19 protein-coding genes are annotated in these 21,969 nt (G+C 63.7%); 13 read left to right on the plus strand and 6 right to left on the minus strand.

Annotated features, from left to right (window positions below; translation table 11 throughout):
- Window positions 1-200 precede the first annotated feature (200 nt).
- The 4 genes from PIN31009_RS07820 to PIN31009_RS07835 all read left to right on the plus strand — a co-directional run bounded on the left by PIN31009_RS07820 (window position 201) and on the right by PIN31009_RS07835 (window position 3,150).
- The gene (locus PIN31009_RS07820) at window positions 201-1,364 is read left to right on the plus strand and encodes an enolase C-terminal domain-like protein (RefSeq protein WP_150789871.1); all 1,164 of its coding nucleotides are present in this window, start codon (window positions 201-203) and stop codon (window positions 1,362-1,364) included.
- A 110-nt stretch (window positions 1,365-1,474) separates the two neighbouring features.
- On the plus strand, window positions 1,475-1,777 hold the full coding sequence (locus tag PIN31009_RS07825) for a winged helix-turn-helix transcriptional regulator (RefSeq protein WP_246185553.1): 303 nt from the start codon (window positions 1,475-1,477) through the stop codon (window positions 1,775-1,777).
- Window positions 1,778-1,836: 59 nt separating this feature from the next.
- The gene (locus PIN31009_RS07830; protein WP_150789873.1) at window positions 1,837-2,514 is read left to right on the plus strand and encodes an HAD family hydrolase; all 678 of its coding nucleotides are present in this window, start codon (window positions 1,837-1,839) and stop codon (window positions 2,512-2,514) included.
- Between the two features lie 78 nt (window positions 2,515-2,592).
- A complete protein-coding gene (locus PIN31009_RS07835; protein ID WP_150789874.1) occupies window positions 2,593-3,150 on the plus strand; it encodes a TetR/AcrR family transcriptional regulator in 558 nt (185 codons plus the stop codon).
- A 22-nt stretch (window positions 3,151-3,172) separates the two neighbouring features.
- Here the strand turns inward: PIN31009_RS07835 and PIN31009_RS07840 are convergent, their stop codons facing one another.
- The 3 genes from PIN31009_RS07840 to PIN31009_RS07850 all read right to left on the minus strand — a co-directional run bounded on the left by PIN31009_RS07840 (window position 3,173) and on the right by PIN31009_RS07850 (window position 6,410).
- Window positions 3,173-3,937 (minus strand): class II aldolase/adducin family protein, encoded by a 765-nt coding sequence (locus PIN31009_RS07840; RefSeq protein ID WP_343039027.1) that lies wholly within the window; start codon window positions 3,935-3,937, stop codon window positions 3,173-3,175.
- A gap of 47 nt (window positions 3,938-3,984) precedes the next feature.
- A complete protein-coding gene (locus PIN31009_RS07845) occupies window positions 3,985-4,974 on the minus strand; it encodes a substrate-binding domain-containing protein (protein WP_150789875.1) in 990 nt (329 codons plus the stop codon).
- A gap of 71 nt (window positions 4,975-5,045) precedes the next feature.
- The gene (locus PIN31009_RS07850; RefSeq protein WP_150789876.1) at window positions 5,046-6,410 is read right to left on the minus strand and encodes an MFS transporter; all 1,365 of its coding nucleotides are present in this window, start codon (window positions 6,408-6,410) and stop codon (window positions 5,046-5,048) included.
- 226 nt (window positions 6,411-6,636) lie between these two features.
- On the opposite strand from PIN31009_RS07850, the gene PIN31009_RS07855 reads away from it, so the two are divergent.
- Window positions 6,637-7,962, plus strand: coding sequence for a citrate synthase (locus PIN31009_RS07855; protein WP_246185554.1), 1,326 nt, complete (start codon window positions 6,637-6,639; stop codon window positions 7,960-7,962).
- 79 nt (window positions 7,963-8,041) lie between these two features.
- On the opposite strand, the gene PIN31009_RS07860 is transcribed toward PIN31009_RS07855, so the two are convergent.
- Window positions 8,042-8,677, minus strand: coding sequence for a trimeric intracellular cation channel family protein (locus tag PIN31009_RS07860; RefSeq protein ID WP_150683731.1), 636 nt, complete (start codon window positions 8,675-8,677; stop codon window positions 8,042-8,044).
- A 414-nt stretch (window positions 8,678-9,091) separates the two neighbouring features.
- On the opposite strand from PIN31009_RS07860, the gene macA reads away from it, so the two are divergent.
- The 3 genes from macA to PIN31009_RS07875 are packed head-to-tail and all read left to right on the plus strand — an operon-like array spanning window position 9,092 to window position 13,901.
- Complete coding sequence (gene macA, locus PIN31009_RS07865; RefSeq protein WP_150789877.1) at window positions 9,092-10,294, plus strand: macrolide transporter subunit MacA; 1,203 nt, start codon at window positions 9,092-9,094, stop codon at window positions 10,292-10,294.
- A gap of 59 nt (window positions 10,295-10,353) precedes the next feature.
- The gene (locus PIN31009_RS07870; RefSeq protein WP_150789878.1) at window positions 10,354-12,405 is read left to right on the plus strand and encodes a MacB family efflux pump subunit; all 2,052 of its coding nucleotides are present in this window, start codon (window positions 10,354-10,356) and stop codon (window positions 12,403-12,405) included.
- Between the two features lie 53 nt (window positions 12,406-12,458).
- On the plus strand, window positions 12,459-13,901 hold the full coding sequence (locus PIN31009_RS07875; protein ID WP_150789879.1) for an efflux transporter outer membrane subunit: 1,443 nt from the start codon (window positions 12,459-12,461) through the stop codon (window positions 13,899-13,901).
- 56 nt (window positions 13,902-13,957) lie between these two features.
- On the opposite strand, the gene PIN31009_RS07880 is transcribed toward PIN31009_RS07875, so the two are convergent.
- Window positions 13,958-15,547 (minus strand): sensor histidine kinase, encoded by a 1,590-nt coding sequence (locus PIN31009_RS07880; RefSeq protein WP_150789880.1) that lies wholly within the window; start codon window positions 15,545-15,547, stop codon window positions 13,958-13,960.
- 57 nt (window positions 15,548-15,604) lie between these two features.
- Entirely contained in the window at window positions 15,605-16,207 is a 603-nt protein-coding gene (locus tag PIN31009_RS07885; RefSeq protein WP_087688504.1) for a response regulator transcription factor, read from the minus strand.
- Window positions 16,208-17,269: 1,062 nt separating this feature from the next.
- On the opposite strand from PIN31009_RS07885, the gene PIN31009_RS07890 reads away from it, so the two are divergent.
- The 5 genes from PIN31009_RS07890 (at window position 17,270) to cyoD (ending at window position 21,967) form a co-directional block, all read left to right on the plus strand.
- Window positions 17,270-17,740, plus strand: coding sequence for a hypothetical protein (locus PIN31009_RS07890; RefSeq protein WP_246185555.1), 471 nt, complete (start codon window positions 17,270-17,272; stop codon window positions 17,738-17,740).
- A 269-nt stretch (window positions 17,741-18,009) separates the two neighbouring features.
- Window positions 18,010-18,939, plus strand: a complete 930-nt coding sequence (cyoA, locus tag PIN31009_RS07895; RefSeq protein ID WP_246185612.1) for a ubiquinol oxidase subunit II — start codon at window positions 18,010-18,012, stop codon at window positions 18,937-18,939.
- Window positions 18,940-18,942: 3 nt separating this feature from the next.
- Window positions 18,943-20,949 carry a cytochrome o ubiquinol oxidase subunit I gene (gene cyoB / locus PIN31009_RS07900; RefSeq protein ID WP_150789882.1) on the plus strand — a complete coding sequence of 669 codons (2,007 nt, stop codon included), beginning with the start codon at window positions 18,943-18,945 and terminating at the stop codon, window positions 20,947-20,949.
- Window positions 20,949-21,590 carry a cytochrome o ubiquinol oxidase subunit III gene (gene cyoC / locus PIN31009_RS07905; RefSeq protein WP_150789883.1) on the plus strand — a complete coding sequence of 214 codons (642 nt, stop codon included), beginning with the start codon at window positions 20,949-20,951 and terminating at the stop codon, window positions 21,588-21,590. The genes cyoB and cyoC overlap by 1 nt, the downstream gene beginning before the upstream one ends.
- Window positions 21,587-21,967 (plus strand): cytochrome o ubiquinol oxidase subunit IV, encoded by a 381-nt coding sequence (cyoD, locus tag PIN31009_RS07910; protein ID WP_150789884.1) that lies wholly within the window; start codon window positions 21,587-21,589, stop codon window positions 21,965-21,967. The genes cyoC and cyoD overlap by 4 nt, the downstream gene beginning before the upstream one ends.
- The last annotated feature ends 2 nt before the right edge of the window (window positions 21,968-21,969 follow it).

Here is a 21,969-nt window from a genome sequence, read left to right on the forward strand (position 1 = left end):
TCGGGCCGATGGCCGCCGTGAAGGCGTCTTTCAAGCGGAGAAAGCGCTCAATCATACCTTCACGATGCGGCGGGCGTGGCGTTGGTCTGCATGCTCTGGCGTTCGTCGTTAGTATTGACGGCAAATCGAGACGGCGGGTGCAGGCGCATGCCCGGGGGCATCGTCCGCCACGTCGGCTGTCTGACACTACGAGGTTGTCCATGCGCATCACCGCGATTCGCGAACACACCATCCCCGTTTCCCGCTACGCCGACCCGGCTATCCCATCGGGCGGTTTGACGACGAGTCTGGTCGCCGTCACGACCGACGTAATACGCGATGGCAAACCGGTGACCGGCTACGGCTATGCTTCCATCGGGCGTTTCGGGCAGGGTGGATTGATTCGCGAGCGATTTGCCCCGCGCCTGTTGGCGGCCCGCGACGGTGACCTTGCCGGCGACAGCGGCAGCCATCTGGACCCGTTCCGCGCTTGGGACGTGATGATGACTGGCGAGAAGCCCGGCGGTCACGGCGAGCGATGCGTCGCCGTGGGCACGCTGGACATGGCGATCTGGGACGCTGCTGCCAAGATCGCGGACTTGCCGCTGTATCGCTTTCTCGCCGATAAGCTGGGCCGGGAAGTGCCGCACGCGCCCCGCGTCGCTGTCTATGCGGGCGGCGGTTATCAATACCCGCACGACGATCTGGCGCGCTTGTCCGACGAGATGAAGCGCTGTGTCGATCTCGGCTTTACGCACGCGAAGATCAAGATCGCCAGCGCCCCGCTGGATCAGGATCTGCGCCGCATCGAGGCGGCGGCGCGTCCATTGGCGAGCGTGAATCATCTGGCCATCGATGCGATGAACCGGTTCGACCTTGCGGCGGGGCTCACGGCCGCCCGCGCGTTGGCCGGGTATGGACTGCTCTGGTTCGAAGACATTTGCGATCCGCTCGACTTCGCGACACAGGCCGACATTGCGGCGGCGTACGGCGGTGCGATTGCCGCAGGCGAGGCGCTGTTCTCGCAGGCTGAGGCAAGACTGCTCGTGCGCCACGGCGGGTTGAGCCCGGCCCGCGACGTGCTCGTGTTCGATCCCGTGCATTGCTATGGCGTGCCCGGCTATCTGCGGATTATCGAGACGATGACCGCGGCCGGCTGGGCGCGCAGCGCGTTCTGGCCGCATGGCGGTCATCTGTTCTCGCTGCACCTGTGCGCGGCGCTCGGGCTGGGCGGCGCGGAGGTCACGCCGTTCGCGTTCGCACCGTTCTGCGGATTGGCCGAGGGCTTGCAAGTGGTGCAGGGGCATACCGGCGTGCCGCAGGCGCCCGGCATCGGGTTCGAGACGAATCCTTCGATCTGGCGAGAGTTTCAAGCGCTGCATTGACGCGTGGGTGGCAACGATTGACAGCTTAGGCATGACGCTTTACTTTGTAAAGCATGACGACGCCAAAAATCGGACAATCCGTACGCGGATCGAAGTCGGGCCGACCCATCATGGTCGTGCTGGACTTGCTGGGACGGCGCACTGCGTTGCGAATCCTGTGGGAGCTGCGCGGTGCGCCGATGACGTTTCGGGCGCTGCAAGAGGCGTGCGAAACGAATGCGCGCCTGCTCAATACCCGGCTGACGGAATTGAAGGCGACGGGGCTGGTCGAGCATGCCGAAGGCGGGTATCGCATGACCGACGAGGGCCGACGGCTGGAGACGGCGCTACAGCCGCTGTTGGGCTGGGCGAGGCAATGGGCCACACGGGACCCGGCAGGGTTCGACGCGGCCGACCACGAAAAATCCGACTGATGCCGTGATTCCTATCACGCCGCATCACGACACATCACCTCAAGACAACGACACGACGTATGCCGACGCAAGCTATCCGGGCTGTGATTTTCGATTTCGATCTGACGCTGGCCGACTCCTCCGAGGCCATTGTCGAATGCACGCAATACGCGCTGACGCGTCTCGAGTGCGAGACGGCGACACCAGCGCAGATTCGCGGCGTGATAGGGCTGCCGCTGCCGGTCATGTTTCACACGCTGAGCGGGGATGAGGATGCCGCCCGCGCGGAGGCATTCGTGCGGCATTTCGTGTCGCGCGCCGACGAGATCATGGTGCAATCGACGCGTATTTATCCGGAAGTCCCCGGCTTGCTGGCGGCGCTGCGCGAGCAGGGGCTGGCGGTCGCGATCGTTTCGACCAAGTTCCGCCACCGGATCGATGCGATTCTCACGCGGGCCGGACTGCGCTCGCAGGTCGACGTGATCGTCGGGGGCGACGACGTGCAGCGGCACAAACCGGACCCCGAGGGGATCACGCAAGCGCTGGGGCATTTGGGACTTGCGGCGGCGCAGGCGATCTACGTCGGCGACCACGCGGTCGATGCGCAAGCGGCCGAGGGGGCGGGCACGGGCTTTATCGGCATGGTGAGCGGGACGACCTCGTTCGACGCGTGGTCCGCTGCCGGAAAAATGGCGGTGACACACCACGTGGGCGAAGTGGCTGACCTCGTCGCAGGTGCGGCGTCGGCACATCGCTAACGGCTGGGGCGTGCGCCAAAGTTATAAAATCCGTCTATCCCACGCCATTGCTTCCGAGTTCCTCGAGTTCCTGATCGCATGCCCAAGCCGACGAAAGCCGAAATCAACGCCGATATCATTGAACGCGCCGCGGGGCTGTTTGCCCGCCACGGGTTCGAGCAGACGTCGCTCCAGCAGATTGCCGACGCGGTCAATTACTCCAAGGCCGGGCTGCTGCATCACTTTCCGAGCAAGCTGGCGATCTACGAAGCGGCGGTCGGCGTGGTGCGTAACCACATGGTCGAGTTGCGCGAGCGAGTGAAGGGGATTCCGGTCGGCATCGAGCGGGACCGCGTGCTGGTCGACGATGCCTTGCAGTTCACGTACGACTGGCCGGGCGTGTCGGCGTTTTCTAACCGGATTTCCGACAACGCGCCGGACGGCGATCCGGCGCTGATCGAAATCGGCATGATTCTCTATGACGCGCTGGGCATCGATCTGACGAAGCTCGATCTCGAACGTATCGTGCGCGTCACCAGCGCATTCGCCGGTCTGGGCGCAACGGCTTTGCAGGCCGTGCGCGCGGATCAGAAGCGCGAGTGGCGGCCGATCATCACGCAGGCCGCCATGGACGCGCTCGGTCACGGCAAACGCTGACTCGCTTCATCTCCCGAACGTCTTAATCCTTTCTGAACGCTTCTACCTGACGTTTCCACAACGTCCACGGCCGCTCCATCACGCCGAGATTGGTCGCCGTCGAGCGCTTGCCTTCCTCTTCATCGAGATAGGTCACGTCGCCGCCGAGCGTGACCGCCTTGTACTGCATGTCGGCGTTCAGCGAGGTGTAGATCGCGCGATACACCGACGCGGGCAGTGACGGGCCGGTCGTCACGAAGCCGTGGCCGCGCATCAGGGCAACGTCGAACTCGCCCAGCGTGTCGGCCAGCGCCTTGCCCTGATCGCTGTTGCGCACGAGCATGTCGGTGCAACCGAAGCAATGGCGGATGTCGAACACCGGCGAGCCGCTGCCGAGAAAACCCGCCATGTGATACACCGGGCGCAGACGTACGCTCGACGCCGCGAACGGAATCACCGACGGCGCATGACTGTGCACGATCGACATGACGTCGGGGCGCGCGCGGTAAATCTCGCTGTGAATCCACGTTTCCAGATAGCGCTTGCGGGTGTCGCCGTCGACCGGCTGGCAATCGAAGTCGAGGGTGAGGATGTCGTCGGGCGTGACCAGCTCCGGCGCCATCGACTGCGCGATGAGGAAATGCTGCGAGTTGCGCGGATCGCGCGCGCTCACGTGACCGAAGCCATCGAGCACTTCGTGATGCGCGAGGATATGGTTGGCCGAAGCGAGGTCTTCCAGCAGTTGCGCGATGGATTGTGCGTCGTGCTCGGTGACGGCTGGGGTGTAGGGCGTGGTGGTTTGCATCATGATGTTCAGCGAAAATTGCGACAAAAAATGGCGATGGGAGGGGTGTTTCAGACCCTGACGGCGGCGTGCATTTCTGCCGGAAACAGGTCGTCGGCCTGCATCGGGCGATGGCATACGCCTTGTTCAAAGGCGAAGCGCAGGAAGGCGTCGAGGGTGGTGCGATTGGCAGCAATGCCGTAGGGCCATGGATCGGCACCGAACATGGCGCGCGCCGATGCGGCGTGCTCGCTCATCCACGGCAGCGGGAAGTGCGAACATGTGATGTCGTCGAGCCGCGCAATGCTGGCGTCTTTCGCCTGCGAGAAGGCCTTCAACAAGTTGCCCGCGATCCAGCGATTGGCGGCAAACACCTCACGGCGCATCACGATCAGATGCATGATCGGGAAGATGCCGGTCTTGCCGAAATAGGCGCGCTCTTCCGCTGCAAAATCCTTGAACAGACGCACGACCTCACCCTGCCGGCCGGGCGGTGGAGCGGGTGGTCGCGCACTGAGGATGGCGTCGATCTCGCCGTCGAGCAGCAGCGCGGTGAGCGAGCGATCGGGCGACGGCCGGTAACGCACGCCGGCGGGCAGTTGCACGTCCACCTTTTCGCGCCGCCCCGCCTGATTCACACCGCCTTGCACCCACTCGATGTCTTCCAGCGCGACACCTTGCTCGTGGGCCAGCCACCCGCGCGAATAGACGGCAGCGGTCTGCGCCCACTCGGGCACCCCCACGCGTTTGCCACGCAGATCGGCCGGTGAGCGCACGCTGCCATCGCTGCGCACATACAGCGACGAGAGCCGGAACACACGCGAAGGAAACACCGGTAAGCCGATCAGACGATCGTCACCCTGCGAGCGCAGTGCGGTGTATTTCGCCAGCGACATCTCCGAGAGGTCCCATTCCTGAAAGTGGGTGGTGCGATAAAAAATCTCCTCGACCGGCAGCACCGACGGCACCAGTTCGATACCTTCGGCGGCGACGCGGCCGGAGAGCAGGTCGCGCACGTGGTCGTAATCGTTGACGGCAAGCGAGAGCGTGAGCTTGGACATGACGCGTTCCAATGTCGGGGGGAAGGGCGCGGACATCGCTCGGATGCCCGCGCCGAACTGCATGGGCAGATTCAGTGACCGAAGGCGGGCGCTTTCGGCAGGCTTTCGGGGCGGGCCACGAGAAACACGAGCGCGGCGGCGCTCACCAGCGCGGCGCCCAGCACCACGAACATGGCGCCTGCGCCACCGGTGGCCTGTTGCAGCACGCCCGCGATGGCCGGGCCGCACATGGCGCCGACGCGCGCGATACCCAGATACAGGCCGACAGCGGTGCTGCGAATCTCCGTTGGGTAACTCACGGCAACGAGATTGTTGAGCACCGTCTGCGTGCCGATCACGAACATGCCCGCGACGACGATGCCGAGAAACGTCACCTTGCCGCCGGTCGCGACGGCGAGCACGCCGATGGCGGCCGCCCCAGCCAGCCACGCCAGCGACATGGCCAGACGGCGGTTGCCGATGCGGTCGGCGACCACGCCACAGATCAGGCTGCCGAAGGCCGATGCGAATACCAGCAGCGAGCCGTAGGCAAAACTCGTCGAGAGGTTTTCGCCGCGCTTCAACATGATGGTCGGCAGCCAGCCCGACAGCCCGTACGACGAGAACAGCGACAGCGCCCCCATCGCCCAGAAACAAAACGTCTGACGGCGGAACGCACCGGAGAACAGTGCCGCGACGGAACCGGCTTTCACGCCAGCGTCGGGCGACGTGAAGACGGCATTGGCAAACTCCGCTGCGCGGGCAGGCCACAGGCGGGTGAGTTGCGCCCGCACGGCGTCCTGATGGCCGCGACTGGCGAGAAACGACACCGATTCCGGCAAGACGAACTGCAACACCAGCGCCAGCACCACCGACAGCGCGCCGACGAAATACATGCTCTGCCAGCCGTATTGCGGAATCAGCCACGCCGCGATGAAGCCCGACGCGGTGGCGCCGCCGATCCAGCCGCAGGTGAAGAACACGATGGTGAAGACGTTGGCACTGCGCTTCGGGGCGATCTCGTTGATGTAGGTCACGGCCACCGGCATGAGCAGGCCGAGCGAGATGCCCATCACGAAGCGCAGCGCGATGAAGGTGGTCAGGTCGTGCGCGAAGAGCGCAATCGCCAGACTGAACAGCCCCGCGAGCCAGATGCCGGTGAGCAGCACGCGGCGGCGTCCGATGCGGTCGCTGAACAGGCCCGAGACGGCAGAGCCCGCCGCAAAACCGGCCAGTCCGCACGACAACAGCACGCCGATCTGGCTCGGCGACATGTGCCAGAGCGAGGCCACGTCATGAACGATATAGGCGGCGTTGTAGAGGTCGTAGCCGTCGAACAGCAGGATGAGCGCCAGCAGAATCGCCAGCTTGAAGTGATAGGCCCCTAGCGGGGCGGCTTGCAGGGTATCGCGAACGTCGATGCGTTCGGCGTACCCCGATGGGGTGTTCTGGGCCATGCCTTGTCTCCGATGGTCGGCCTGCTGAGCGCCGGACGAACCCGGTCCCGCAGTGCCTTTGTTGTGTGTTCGGAGTTGACTTTACTGGCCGATTTTGTGTTTATCAATATTGATTATTAAAGTCAATATCACTGTGGCATCATGTGACGGATCTTTGACGAATGCATGACGGGAATCCTTATCCGGTAAGGGGTTGCGACGGATGCGGGTTTCCCCGGGGAATACCATGACGCAACAAAACGACTTGATGACGCGCGAGGAAGTGCTCGCGCTGCTGGAGATCAAACCGGCCACGTTGTACGCCTATGTGAGCCGTGGGTTGATCCGGGCGCGTCCGCACGAGGATGGCCGCAAGAGCCTCTACTTGCGCCGCGACGTGGAGCGTCTGGGCACCCGCAAGCGTGGGCGCGCGCCGACCGGCTCGGTGGCCGAATCGACCATGCGCTTCGGCGATCCGGTGCTGCACTCGGCGATTACGCAGATCACGCCGCACGGGCCGCGTTACCGCAACCGGCTGGCGACGGATCTGGCGAGTGCAGGGGCCTCGTTCGAGTCGGTGGTGCATTTGCTGATGACCGGCATCTGGCAGGACAGCATTGCGGTCTGGTCGCCGCAGGAGACGCCGCCCGACGTGTTGCGTTTTCTCTCGACCTACAACGGCGACGTGGTCAGCGCAGACATTGGCAATCTGCTCGGCATGGTGCCGTTTGCGCTGGCGATGCAGGGGCGCGGGCCGCGCGAAATTGCCGATGGCAGCGCGGTGCAGGCGGCGCGTCTGATGCTGCATTGCATGGCGGGATGCGTGGGGTTTCTCGGACCGAAGCGCGCATACGTGGCACGCACCGCCGACGAGACCGTGGCGGCGCAGATCCTGCGCGCGGCGGGCGGCGAGGTGACACCGGAGACCCTGCGCGCGGTGAACGCTGCGCTGGTGCTGACCGCCGATAACGAGTTGGCCCCGGCGACGTTTGCGGCACGGGTGGCGGCATCGACCAACGCCGACCTGTTCAGTTGCGTGGCGGCGGCCATCGGCTCGCACATCGGTTTTTCAACGGGCACCAGCACGGAGAAGATCGAGACGCTGCTGCTATGCGAGCCCTTCGATGCGCTCGATTCGCGTAAGGATCGTGTGCGTGAGTACGGTGCGAGCCTGTTTGCCTTCAACCATCCGCTCTATCCGGGCGGCGACGCGCGCGCCGACCTGATGCTGCAACTCGCCGAACTGGCGGCGCAGCGCGACGAGGCGGCCGGGACTGACGTGCGGCGTGCCGCGCAGACTCGCCTGACGCTCGATTTTCTGGCCCGCATGCGCGAGGAGTTGAGTGCGCACCCCGGTCTGGCCATGGGGATCGTGGTGCTGGCGCGCGCCCTCGGCTTGCCGGACGGTACCGCGACCGCGATCTGGGTGGTCGGCCGCTCGGCCGGCTGGGTGGCGCATGTGATGGAGCAACGCACGCAGGCGTTTATGCTGCGCCCGCGCGCGAAGTATGGCTTCGGCGGACCTATCGAGCCGGCGGTCTCACCGCCCATCGACCCGCCTAAGGCGCGTTGACATGATGAAGTGATGACGCAATAAAAAAGCGACGCCTTTGCTGGGCGTCGCTTTTCCTTTGATGCGATGCGTGCGGCGATCAGTGCAGCGGTTCCGCCGGTGCGTCGTTCTCAAACGTGCGGAAGCGCCAGCCGAACCACACGGCCAGCATGCGGATGACGAAGCCGGCGACGCAGCCGATGGCCGTAGCGATGCCGTTCTCGACGCCGAAGTGCAGCATGGCGACGTAGAGCGCGCCGGCGATGCACGCCACGCTCGCATACATTTCGCGGCGCAGCACCAGCGGCACCTGTCCGCACAGCAGATCGCGCAGCATCCCGCCGCCGATGCCGGTCAGCACCCCCGCGAGCACGACGATGACCGGGCTGGTACTCACGGTCATACCGATGTCGCAGCCGAGAATCGTGAAGGCGGCGAGCCCGATGGCATCCACGGTGATGAACGTCATGCGCAGCCGGTGAATGTGGCGCGCGACGATGGAAGCTAACGTAGCTGCCCCGAGCGTGAGCAAGAGGTACTCCGGGTGCGCAATCCACACGAGCGGATGGCGGCCGAACAAGACGTCGCGAATCGTGCCGCCACCGAGCGCGGTGACCATGCCGACGAAGGCGAGCCCAAAGCGGTCCATGCCGCGTTGCATCCCCATGATCGCGCCTGACATCGCTTCGGTCACGATGGCGATCAGGTAGAGAGCGTAGAAGATCTCGGTTTTCATAAGGTTCCCTGAAGTGCGGGGGGAATATACCACTGCGTCCGGTGGCGATGGCTTGCCCGGCACGATGCCTGACCCGCGCGGCCCGGCCAACTGTGATTTGTACAAGTTTTCAGCGTCACGGGCCAGTGAGACACTGCTTCCAACGAGGAGAGTTTCTGAGGTTTTGGGTGCGTTGATCTTTTTTCAAAGGCAGCAAAGCCCTTAAACTCTCTACTTTTCGTGCTCCGAACGGTGCTGCCGGGGAGGTACGGGGATCTGGCCAGTGCTCTGGCTGGCCGGTTGGCCGGCCGGCAATCCGGTAAGCGGCGCTGGTGCCACGTCCCACCCGTCTGATCTTCAGATGACCTCTGCGCAGCGCCGGCCCGGGCAACCCGCTTTCTTAGACGCGCCTTCTTTGATCGTTCACATCGCTCCATGATCCAGTTCATTCGACGCCGGCGTTATCTCGTCGCCAGTCTTGTCGTGCTCGCCGTTCTCCTGATTCTCGGGATTCGCAGTGTCGTCTCGCCGAAGCCGCCGCAGTATCTGACCGCCAAGGTCGAGCGCAGCGACCTCGAGAATGCTGTGCTTGCCACGGGCACGCTGGTCGCGTTCACGCAGGTGGATGTCGGCGCGCAGGTGTCGGGGCAGTTGAAGTCGCTCAAGGTCAAGCTGGGCGACAAGGTGACCAAGGGCCAGTGGCTCGCCGAGATCGATCCGGTGCTCTCGCAGAACACGCTGCGTCAGGCCGAAGCCAATGAGCAAGACCTGCAAGCGCAGCGCCGCGCCACGCAGGCGCTGCTGGCGAAGGCCGATCTGGCGTTCCGCCGTCAGCGGCAGATGCTGCCGGACGACGCGACCTCGCGTCAGGATTTCGAAGCGGCACAAGCCGATCTCGATGCACAGCGGGCGAATCTGGCGGCGCTGGAAGCGAAGATCCGTTCGGCGGCGATTCAGATCGAGTCGGCCCGCGCCAACCTCGGCTACACGCGTATCGTCGCGCCGATGGATGGTCAGGTCGTGGCCATCGTCACGCAGGAAGGCCAGACCGTGATCGCGCAGCAGCAGGCACCGGTGATTCTGAAGCTGGCCGATCTGGACACGATGACCATCAAAGCGCAGGTGTCGGAAGCCGACGTGATCCGTATCGCGCCGGGGCAGACGACGTACTTCACGATTCTCGGCGAGCCCGACAAGCGTTACTACGGCAAGCTGCGTGCGATCGAACCGGCACCGCAGAACTTCCTCGACACGCAGGGCTCGCTCGGCGGGCTGGGCGGGTCGCGCAGCAATACGGCGGTGTTCTACAACGCGTTGTTCGAAGTGCCGAACCCCGATCACAAGCTGCGCATCTCGATGACCGCACAGGTCAATGTGTTGCTGAGCACCGCCAAGCAGGCCCTGAGCATTCCCGTGGCCGCGCTGGGCAAGAAGCAGGCCGACGGGCGCTACGACGTGCGGGTGGTGGGGGCGGACGGCAAGGTCGTCACGCGTCAGGTCCGCACGGGGTTGAACAACAACGTGAAGGTCGAAGTGAAGGAAGGTCTCGCTGCCGGCGATCAGGTCGTGATCGGCGAGGCCGGCGACGTCAAGGACGCGCGCAACGATGCGTTCGGTGATTCGGTCAGCGTGGGGTAATGGCAATGGCTGAAACCATGACGCCCCCCTCCGCAACACACCCGGCCCCGTCAGACGCGATGGTACATCCCATGCTCGAACTGACCGGCATCACGCGGCGGTTTCCGGCGGGCGATCGCGACGTCGTCGTGCTGCGCAACGTGAACCTCACCATCGAGGCGGGGGAGATCGTTGCGATCATGGGCGCGTCGGGCTCCGGCAAGTCGACGCTGATGAACATTCTCGGCTGTCTCGACCACCCGAGCGAAGGCAGCTATCGCGTGGCCGGGCGTGAGACCCGTGATCTCGACGCCGACGCGCTCGCGCAACTGCGCCGCGAACACTTCGGCTTCATCTTCCAGCGCTATCACCTGTTGCCCCATCTGGAGGCCGCGGGGAATGTGGAGATGCCGGCGGTCTACACCGGCGCACCGCACGCGGCTCGCCGCGCCCGGGCCGAGCAACTGCTTTCCCGCTTGGGGCTGGCGGATCGCACGCACCATCGGCCCAGCCAGTTGTCGGGCGGTCAGCAGCAGCGCGTGAGTATTGCCCGTGCGCTGATGAACGGCGGCGACGTGATTCTGGCCGACGAGCCTACCGGGGCGCTCGATACCCGTAGTGGCAAAGAAGTCATTCGTATCCTGCGCGAACTCAACGCGCTCGGGCATACGGTCATCATCGTTACGCACGACGAGCACGTGGCCGCGCATGCGCGCCGCATCATCGAAATTCGCGATGGTGAAGTGGTTGCCGACCGGCAGAACACGCCGGTGATCGACGACGATGCGGCAACGCCCGGGGTGTCGGACGAAGACGGTGACGAAGTCGCCAACGCCGCGAAGTCGGACGTCGGCGCAAACGCAGCCACGGCGGCCGCCACCGGCGACGCCCTCGCCAACACATCGCCGATGCCCGAGCGTCGCTGGACCGGCGGCGTCGGCCGCTTTGCCGAGGCGTTCCGCATGGCGTGGATTGCACTGGTCTCACACCGTCTGCGCACGTTCCTGACGATGCTCGGCATCATCATCGGTATCACGTCGGTGGTGTCGATCGTCGCCATTGGCGAAGGCGCCAAGCGCTACATGCTCGCCGAGATCGGCAGCATCGGGACGAACACCATCAACATTTATCCCGGCAAAGACTGGGGTGACAGCCGCGCCGGCACGATTCAGACGCTGGTACCCGAGGACGTGTACGCGCTGACCGAGCAGAACTATGTCGACAGCGTGACGCCCGAGACCGCGCGCAATCTGCTGCTGCGCTACCGCAACGTCGATGCCAACGCGACGGTGACCGGCGTCGGGGAGAGTTTCTTCCAAGTGCGCGGCATGAAGATCGCGCAGGGTATCGCCTTCGGTCCCGATGAGGTGCGCCGTCAGGCTCAGGTCGCCGTGATCGATCAGAACACGCGCCGCAAGCTCTTCCCGACGAACCCGAATCCGCTGGGCGAAGTGATCTTCGTCGACAACCTGCCGTGTGTGGTGATCGGCGTGACGGAAGAGAAGAAGAGCGCCTTTGGCGACATGAAGAGCCTGAACATCTGGGTGCCGTACACCACGGCCAGCGGGCGGCTCTTCGGCCAACGCAACGTCGACAGCATCACCGTGCGGGTGCGCGACGGTCAGCCGAGCAAGATTGCCGAAAAGAGTCTTGAGACGCTGATGACGCAGCGCCACGGGCGCAAGGACTTCTTCACCTACAACATGGACAGCATCGTGAAGACGGTCGAGAAGACCAGCCAGTCGCTCACGTTGCTGCTCTCGCTGATTGCCGTGATTTCGCTGGTGGTGGGCGGTATCGGCGTGATGAACATCATGATCGTATCCGTCACCGAGCGTACGCGGGAGATCGGTATCCGAATGGCTGTCGGCGCGCGTCAGAGCGACATCATGCAGCAGTTTCTGGTCGAGGCGGTGATGGTCTGTCTGATGGGCGGTGCGATCGGTATTGCGCTGTCGTTCGGGGCGAGCTTCGTGTTCTCGTTGTTCGTCGCCAAATGGAAGATGGTGTTTTCGATGGGCTCGATCGTCACGGCATTCCTGTGTTCGACGCTCATCGGTGTGGTCTTCGGTTTCATGCCGGCGCGTAATGCCGCCCGGCTCGATCCGGTTGAAGCGCTCGCGCGCGATTGAGGTAGCGACTGATGATCCGTAATTCCACGAATTCTGCGACGCCGACTTTTTTGATGCCGACGTTTCCCACGGTTTCCCGCACGCTGCTTGCCCTCGCGGCCAGCGCGGCGGTGTTGCTCTCCGGCTGTGCCGGTGTGCGTCACGACCCGCTGCCGGCGGTGCCGGTGCCTGCGCAATGGAGCGGCACTGCGGCGCCGGTGTCAACCGCAGCGGCGGCCGGCACGGCAACCGCCCCGGCGCCGCTCATGGCACCGGACTTCTGGCGTGCCTTTGGCGACCCGGTGCTCGACCGTCTGATCGCCGACGTGCTGGCCGCCAACAACGATCTGGCGGCCGCGGGCATCCGTGTCTACCGCGCGCAATTGCAGGCAGGGCTTGCCGATACCAATCTCACGCCCGGCGTGACCGTGCAGGGCAATGGGCAGGTCAGCCGCACGCTCGACACGCATCGGATGTCGCGCGGCAGTCAGTTGCAGGTGCAGGTGAGCTACGAGCTGGATCTGTGGGGCAAGCTGGCCGCACAGCGCGACGCCGCCCGCTGGGAAGCCGATGCGACCGACGCCGACCGTGAGGCCACCCGGCTGTCGCTGATCAGTTCGACGGCGGGCTTCTATTGGCAGATCGGCTATCTGAATGAACAGATTGCCTACGCCGAAGCCAACATTGCCTATGCAGAACGCACACTGGCGCTGGTGCGCTCGAGGTACGCGGCAGGGGCCGTCTCAGGGCTGGATGTGGCGCAGACCGAACAGAACCTGTCGCAGCAACGTGCCGCGATCACGCAACTCGTTCAGCAGCGCACCGAAAACCGTAACGCGCTCGCCATCCTGTTCGACCGGCCGCCCGAGCAGTCGGCACCCGAACCGTCGGCCCTGCCGGCCGCCGCGTTGCCGGTGGTGCCTGCGGGCTTGCCCGCCGAGTTGCTGAGCCGCCGCCCGGATGTGCGTGCAGCGGAATGGCGCCTGCGCGGGTTTCTGGCGAATGCCGATGTCACCCGCACTAGCTTCTATCCGACGTTCACGCTGACGGGGCAGGCCGGTACCACGAGCACGAATCTGTCGAGCGCGCTGATGAATCCGGTGGGCTCGCTGGGGCTGGGGCTGGCACTGCCGTTCATCCAGTGGAACACCATGCAGTTGCAGATCAAGGTGTCGCAAACGCAGTTCGACGAGGCCGTGGTCCTGTTCCGCAAGACGCTCTACACGGCGTTGGGCGAAGTCGAGAACGCATTGTCGGCGCGTGAGCAACTGACCCGCGAGGGCGAGCAGCGTACGCTGTCGCTCGCGCAGGCGCAGCGCGCCGAGACGCTGGCGCGCTCGCGTTTTCTCGCAGGGGCCACGGGCGTGCAGTTGTGGCTGGATCAGCAGCAGCGCGTGCGTGACGCACAAAGCGCCGACGCGCTGGTGCGCCTGAATCGGCTCAACAACCGCATGGCGCTGTACAAGACGCTGGGTGGTGGCGGCAGCGCCAGCGATGTGCTGCCGGCGGCCGGCTGATGGCTGGTGGCTGACGGCTGACGGCTGACGGCAGCCGGCGGTGTGAAGACTCTGCTTCAGGCGCTGGCCTCGGCTTCCTGAAGCACCGGCGCCTTCGGCAGCGTGATGGTGAACGTGGTGCCCACGCCGACCTGACTGGTCACCTCGATCGTGCCCTGATGGAATTCGATGGCCGCGTGCACGACGGCCAGCCCGACCCCCGAGCCGTCTTCGAGCACGGCATTGCTGCGCGAGCGGAACGACATCTGAAAGATCTCTTTGAGTTCTTCCTCGGGGATGCCGGTGCCGTTGTCGCGCAGCACCACGCGCAGGGCATCGCCCGCATCGGCCACACCGATATCGATGGCGGGCGGCAGCATTGTGTACTTCGTCGCGTTGCTCACGATATTGATGAACGCGTGGAACAGCACGTTGCTGTCGCCGATCATCTGACTGTCGAGGTCCGGCGTCGGGGTCACCGTAATCGTCGCGTTGGGGAACATGTCCGAGCCCACGTCGCGCACGTCTTCCAGCAACGCCACCAGCGACAACTCGCTGCGCTTGCCGAACTTCGGATCGTCGAGCGAGGCGCTTTGCGCGGCTTCCAACCAGTTCTGAATCACATTGTTGAGCTTCGCCACGGCTTCGCGAATCTTCGTGTAGCGTGGGCGCGAATCGGTTTCTTCGTTACGCGGGCTCAGCAATCGCTGTGCATGGCCGTCGATCACATTGAGCAGCGTGCGGAACTCGTGCGACGCCATCGAGCGGAAGGTCTTCTGGAAGTTGTTGAGGCGCTCTTCATTGGCCAGCGCCCGCTGGAGAATGGTGTTCTTGGCCGTCGTGAGCTTCTGATTGCGCACCAGTGACGACGTGCTTTCCTGAAACTTGGCAATCGTGCGCGAGAGCGTGCCGATCTCGTCGCCTCGCGTGAGCCATGGCAGGCGTGCCTTGTTCTTGCCCGAGATGGCGTTGCCGGCGAGCGCGATCAGGCGCGTGAACGGCCGCAGGATCGCCGCATCCACATACACGAGGCAGCCCAGCGTAACCAGAATCATCGCGGCGATCAGCGCGTCGATTTGCAGCAGCCGGGTATGTGCGGCGTTGCCCTTCGTCTCGACGTTCTTGATCAGCCCTTCGGTGCTGCGGAACACCAGTGCGCCGAAGGTGCTGTTGGCCAGCGTGTACTTGTTGTTCGATTCGCCCCGGTAGAGCTTGACGGCGTCGGCCAATTTGCCGTTCTGTGCGAGTTGAAAGACCTGATTCGAGATGCGGCGGTACTGTGCCCATTGCGTCTGGAATTTCGAAAATGCCAGACGGTACTCGTCGTGCACCAGCAGCTTCTGGTAGCGATCGGAGGCGTTCTTGATCTTGTCGTCGAACTCGTCGGCGGCGCTGCGAATGGCCGCGAGCGCCTTGGGCGACATTGGCGCGAGCGCCTCGGATTCGACGGTGCGGAAGTCGGAGATGTAGTCGTTGAGTTCTTCGAGCACGCTCAGATTGTCGATCTGCGCACGCTCGGCGGCGAGTGCGGTGCGTTGCGCGGTGTCGACTTCGCGGTGCACCACGACGCCCACGGCGACCATGACGACAAGGCAGATGACGAGCAGAAGATACATTCGCCCCCGAACGGGGAGCTTCGTGTTCGGCTGTTTAGACGCTTTAGGCATGCGGTGTATCCGTTCGGACTGGGCGTAGGCGGGCAGGGCGACCGTCGTTGTCTGCCATCACAACTGAATGATATTGAGCAGCGCGGCGCGCACGACGGCTTCGGTGCGGGTGGCGACGTTGAGCTTTTCGCGGGCGTTGTCGATGTGGAAGTCGACCGTGCGTTTGCTCAGATCGAGAATGATCGCGATTTCGGCAGAGGTCTTGCCGCGCGCCGACCATTGCAGAATCTCGACTTCCCGCTTGGTGATGCCGAAGGGCAGCGAAGCGCCGTCGTCCGGCTCGTCATGGTGCGTGTATTTCCGGATCACCGTATCGAGCACGTCGAAATCGACCGGCTTGAGCATGTATTCATCGGCGCCGGTGCTGTGCCCGCGCATGATCGAGGCTTTGTCGGCGTTGCCGGTCAGAAAGATGAACGGAATCTTGCGCTCGCCTTGAATGATGCTGCGGGCGCTTTCCAGAAACTCGAAGCCGGTCATACCCGGCACGTTCACGTCGCACACGATGATGTCGGGCATGAATGACGCCAGTGTGGCGAGTGCCGCCGTGAAGTCGTGCGCCACTTTGACGACATAACCGCGATCGGTCAGGTCTTCGCGAATCAGGTCTGCCGAATCGTGATCGTCTTCGATGCAGAACACTTTGGTGGGAGAAGTCATCCCGCTGGCCCTAGTTTTTCGTGTAATGCCGAAATCGTACTAGGAAATGCCGGATGACGAAATTCCTATGCCGTCCACCAAAAGAAAAGGGACCGCGTGAAGTGGTCCCTTTTAGTTCCGGTCGGGCGAGGGGCGAGGCTGCCGCCGGTCAGAAGACTTGGGCGAGACCGCCGCTCCAGACTTGTTCCATGACGCCGAGCATGTGAAAGAGGATGGGCATGATGTGTTTCTCCTTAGGTCGTTGTGAAGGGGCGGGTGACGCTTGCTTCAGTTGAAAATCGGCAGGCTGGCGATGAAGGGGACGACGTCGCGGCCGATGTAGTAAGCGATAGCTGCCATGGTGTTTCTCCTGAGTCAGTGGTGTAGCGATGAATAAAGGTGAGGCGGGTGAGGCGGTGGGTTCGGTTGATTCGGCTCAGTAGCCGAAGAAGTGGCCGACGGTGATCACATAGTTGGCGGCGGGTTCGGCGTAGGTGTCGAAGAGGTAGGCGAACGGGATCATGGTGTGGCTCCTTTTTTCAGCGATTCAAGTTGCGGTTCAGGGTTCGATTTGGCTTCGGTGTTTCGCGGCTGTTGTGTTGCGTTGGCCGTTGAATGAAGTATCGTCATCGGCCTGCCGCGCCGAAACTGTGATTAATACAAGTCGGTGAAAAGCCGAGAAGTCGGGGGTGTGCGCGATGGGCGGAATGCCTTATCTGGCGGGGATTTGCGTGGATTCGAGAGGCGCCGGAATTGCCGGCTCGTATTAATCACAGTGTCCCGTTGCAAGCGCCACCGCAATGGGAATCGCAGAAGAATGGGGCGGGGGCGTCGCTATAATCGGCGCGACTCAATGGCGCTTTTTAAATCGTTATGCCAATGTTCCCAACCGTCTCCTTAGTCCGCGCAGCGCTTAGCGCCGTCCTGCTTTGTCTTGGCGCTGCCGCGTGCACTACGCGGCCGTTTCAGCCACCCCCTGCGGCATACACGCTGTGGACGCAGCCGGGCGTCAGCGAGTTGGGCGTGCGACGGGCCATGGTCGATTGCGGATTCCCGGACCCTGCCAATATCACCCCGCGCGAGATGTCCACCAACGACGCCGCGCAGGCGCAGCTGTGCATGCTTGAAATCGGGTTCCGCTATCAGGGCCGCCGCATCCTGTGCACCGATTCACCGGAATTACCCGCCTGCGCCAACGTGCCGCGCGGCAAAACCTTCGGCACCGATCCGGACTTCGATCCCGCCGTGCACAGCACGCGCGCCGCGCTGCCACCGCCCTACACGTTCTGGCAGCGTGCGAATACCGATGCCGACGGCGTGAAGCAGGCCATGCGTGCCTGCGGCTTCGCGAGCGTCACGCAGCCGGGCGTCGACCTGATGAAAGCGGACGAGGTGGCCGCCGCCGAGCTATGCATGCTCGACCGGCATTTCACCTACACATGGCCGGCCAACGCGCTGATGTGCAAGTCGTCTCCCGCATTGCCGTCGTGCCGGGGGCGCAAGATCGATACCCAAAACTGCTGTGCCGCGCCCCGGGCCGCCGGGCAGCGCTGACGCTATGTAGGCAAGTCAATCGGGCACCGGCGCGCCATGTGCCGGGCCAACAGGTTCCTCCCTGCGTCATTATGTCGCGATGTATGGATTATGCGTGTGAGTAGCATTCGAAACGCAAATTGTGTATCCATACATAGAGGTTCGAAATGCCCATGCATAACGTCTGGCCCCTCTCGCAGGAGCGGGCGGACAGAATAAGCGGCACGCGCTGGCAAACGGGGTTCGCCCGGTGGTGTGCCCGGGCCGGCGTGCTGCTCGCGACGGTGCCCATGAGCGGTTGCACGCTCGAATTGCTCGACCCGAAGGGCAGCGTCGGCGAACAGGAGAAGCATCTGATCCTGATCGCGCTCGGCGTCATGCTGCTCGTCGTAGTGCCCGTGATCGTGCTCACGCTGGTGTTCTTCTGGCGTTACCGCGAATCGAACACGGCCGCGACCTATTCGCCCAAGTGGTCGCACTCCACCAAGATCGAAGTCGTCGTCTGGACGATCCCCGTCATCATCGTCGTCGCACTCGCCGTGATGATCTGGGAGACCACACACAAGCTCGACCCGTACCGGCCGATCGAGCCGGTGGCGTCCGACAAGCCGCCCGTGCGCGTAGAAGTCGTCGCGCTCAACTGGAAGTGGCTCTTCATTTATCCCGACTACCACGTCGCCACCGTCAACCGGCTGGTGCTGCCGGTTGACACGCCGGTCGAATTCAAGCTGACCGCCGAGTCGTTGATGAACGCCTTCTTCATCCCGCAACTCGGCAGCATGGTCTACGCGATGTCGGGCATGCAGACCAAGTTGCACCTGATCGCCAGCGAAACCGGCACCTATGCCGGCATGTCGTCGGCGTACAGCGGCGCCGGCTTCTCCGACATGCATTTCAAGGCGCACGTGACCTCGCGTGCGGACTTCGAGAAATGGGTGCACGAAGCGCAGGGCTCGCCCGACACGCTCGACGCACCGACTTACGTGAAGCTCGAACAACCGGGCACGGGCGTGCCGGTGCCGATTTACGCGAACGTGATGCCGGGATTGTTCGACGCCATCGTCGGCAAATACATGGGGCCGATGGACGGCAGCGTGGCCGCTAACGGCACGCGCAGCGCACTCGACGACATCATCGCCGCCGCCAATTGCCGCGTAGAAACGCAGCAGCTGGCAGGCGTCAGGTCGCCGGCCACTGCGCCGAATTCGCTCACGGAGTAAGTCATGTTCGGAAAACTCGATCTCGACGCCATCCCGCTGCACGAGCCCATCATCATGGGCACGCTGGTGGTGGTGTTGCTGGGCGGCGCGGCGCTGCTCGGCGCCATTACGTATTACCGCAAGTGGCAGTACCTCTGGACGGAGTGGATTACCTCCGTCGATCACAAACGCATCGGCGTGATGTATATCGTGCTGGCGCTCATCATGCTGCTGCGCGGCTTTGCCGACGCGATCATGATGCGCGCCCAGCAGGCCGTTGCAGCCGGTGGCGAAGCCGGCTATCTGCCGCCGCATCACTACGACCAGATCTTTACCGCGCACGGCGTGATCATGATCTTCTTCGTGGCCACGCCGCTGGTGCTGGGCCTGATGAACGTGATCGTGCCGTTGCAAATCGGCGCGCGCGACGTGGCGTTCCCGTTCGTGAACTCGCTCTCGTTCTGGCTCGCCGCCATGGGCGCCGTGCTGGTCATGATGTCGATGTTCGTGGGCGATTTTGCGGCCACAGGCTGGGTGGCGTATCCGCCATTGTCCGAGCTGGGGTATAGCCCAACGGTCGGGGTGGATTACTACATCTGGTCGCTACAGATATCGGGGCTTGGCACCACGCTCACCGGCATCAACTTCATCGTGACGATTCTGCGCATGCGTGCGCCGGGCATGAACCTGATGAAGATGCCCGTGTTCACGTGGACCGCGCTCATCACCAACATCCTGATCGTTGCCGTGTTCCCGGTGCTGACCGCCACGCTCGCGCTGCTTACCGCCGACCGCTATCTTGGCATGCACTTCTTCACGAACGAGCTCGGCGGCAACGCCATGATGTACGTGAACCTGATCTGGATCTGGGGGCACCCGGAGGTGTACATCCTGATTCTGCCGGCGTTCGGGGCGTTCTCGGAGATCATCGCCACGTTCTCGCGCAAGCCGCTGTTCGGCTACAAGTCGATGGTCTACGCGACGTCGTCGATCGGCATTCTGTCGTTCTTCGTGTGGCTGCACCACTTCTTCACGATGGGCTCGGGCGCGAACGTGAATGCCTTCTTCGGCATCATGACGACGATCATCTCGATTCCGACCGGCGTGAAGCTGTTCAACTGGCTCTTCACAATGTATCAGGGCCGCATTCGTTACCACTCGTCCACGCTGTGGACCATCGGCTTCATGGTGACGTTTGCGATCGGCGGCATGACCGGCGTGCTGCTGGCCGTGCCGGGCGCGGACTTCGTGCTGCACAACTCGCTGTTCCTCGTGGCGCACTTCCACAACGTGATCATCGGCGGTGTGGTGTTCGGGTGTCTGGCCGGGATTACGTTCTGGTTCCCGAAGGTGTTCGGTTTCACGCTCAACGAACGCTGGGGCAAGATTTCGTTCTTCTGCTGGCTGGTGGGCTTCTATCTGGCCTTCATGCCGCTGTATGTGCTCGGCTTCAAGGGTATGACGCGCCGCATGAACCACTACGTGCAGGCCGATTGGCAGCCGTATCTGATCGTGGCCGCCGTGGGTGCCGCCGTGATCGGTCTGGGCATTCTGGCGTTCATCGTGCAGTTGGTGGTGAGCGTGCGCGACCGCAAGGACAATCGCGATCTGACGGGCGACCCGTGGGACGCGCGCAGTCTGGAGTGGGCGACGTCGTCGCCGGCACCGTTCTACAACTTTGCGCACGTGCCGAACATCGATTCGCTCGAACAGCATTGGGACGACAAGGTGCGCGGCCTCGCGTGGCGTGAGCCGAAGCACTACGAAGACATCCATATGCCGCGTAATACCGGCGCGGGCTTCGTGGTCTCGGTGTTCAGCGCGGTGATGTGCTTTGCCCTGATCTGGCACATCTGGTGGCTGGCCGGCGCCAGTCTGGTGGCGACCATCGCCACGTTCCTGTGGCGCACCTACGACCGCGACGTCGATTACTACGTCCCGGCGGCGGAAGTCGCGCGCATCGAGCGGGCCCGCTATGCCGATCTGCGCGCCGCGCAGCCCCAGTCTCAATCCATTCCAAAGGCAGCCTGATGTCCGGCGCAACCCTCAACCCCACCCACGGGCACGGCGCGCACGCCGGTGCCCACCTCCATGACACCGCGCACGGGCACCACGATGCGGGCGCGAACACCACGCTCGGCTTCTGGATCTACCTGATGAGCGACTGCCTCATCTTCTGCGTGTTGTTTGCCACCTTCGGTGTGCTCGCGCAGAACACGGCAGGCGGCCCGGTCGGGCGCGAGTTGTTCGAGCTGCCGTTCGTGCTCGGCGAAACGATGTTGCTGCTGCTCTCGAGCTTCACGTTCGGGCTGGCGTCGCTGTCGATTCGCCCGGGTAACGAAGCCAACGTGAAGCGCTGGCTGTGGCTGACCTTCGCGCTGGGCGCGGCCTTCGTCGCGATGGAAGTGTATGAATTCTCGGCGCTGATTCACGAAGGTGCCGGGCCGGGGCGCAGCGCGTTCCTGTCGGCCTTCTTCACGCTCGTGGGCACGCACGGGCTGCACGTGACGTGCGGCTTGCTGTGGCTCCTGGTGATGATCGACCAGATTCGCCGCTTCGGTTTCGACGACGTGGTGCGCCGCCGCCTGCAATGCCTGAGCTTGTTCTGGCACTTTCTGGATCTGGTCTGGATCTGCGTGTTCACCTTCGTCTATCTGCGGGAGTTCGTATGACGAGCGCTCATTCACCAACGTCACAAACCCACGCGGCGAGCGCCGCGCACGGCGGCCTTCGCGACTACGTGATCGGCTTCTTCCTGTCGCTGGTGCTGACCTTCGCGTCGTTTGGCGCGGTCATGCTCGGTGTGGTGCCGCGCGGTATGGGGCTCGCCACCATCGTGGTGCTCTGTGTTGCGCAGTTGATCGTGCAACTGGTGTACTTCCTGCACATCGGTGCAAAGCGCGATCAGCGGCAGAACTCGGCCATCTTCCTGTGCACGGCCGGACTGATTGCCATCATCGTGGCGGGCTCGCTGTGGGTGATGCATAACGCGAACACCAACATGATGCCGACGCACATGTCGATCGAACGGGCCAAGCTGCGCGATTGATC

Source organism: Pandoraea iniqua, from assembly GCF_902459685.1.
In the GTDB taxonomy this organism is placed as follows: Bacteria; Pseudomonadota; Gammaproteobacteria; order Burkholderiales; family Burkholderiaceae; genus Pandoraea; species Pandoraea iniqua.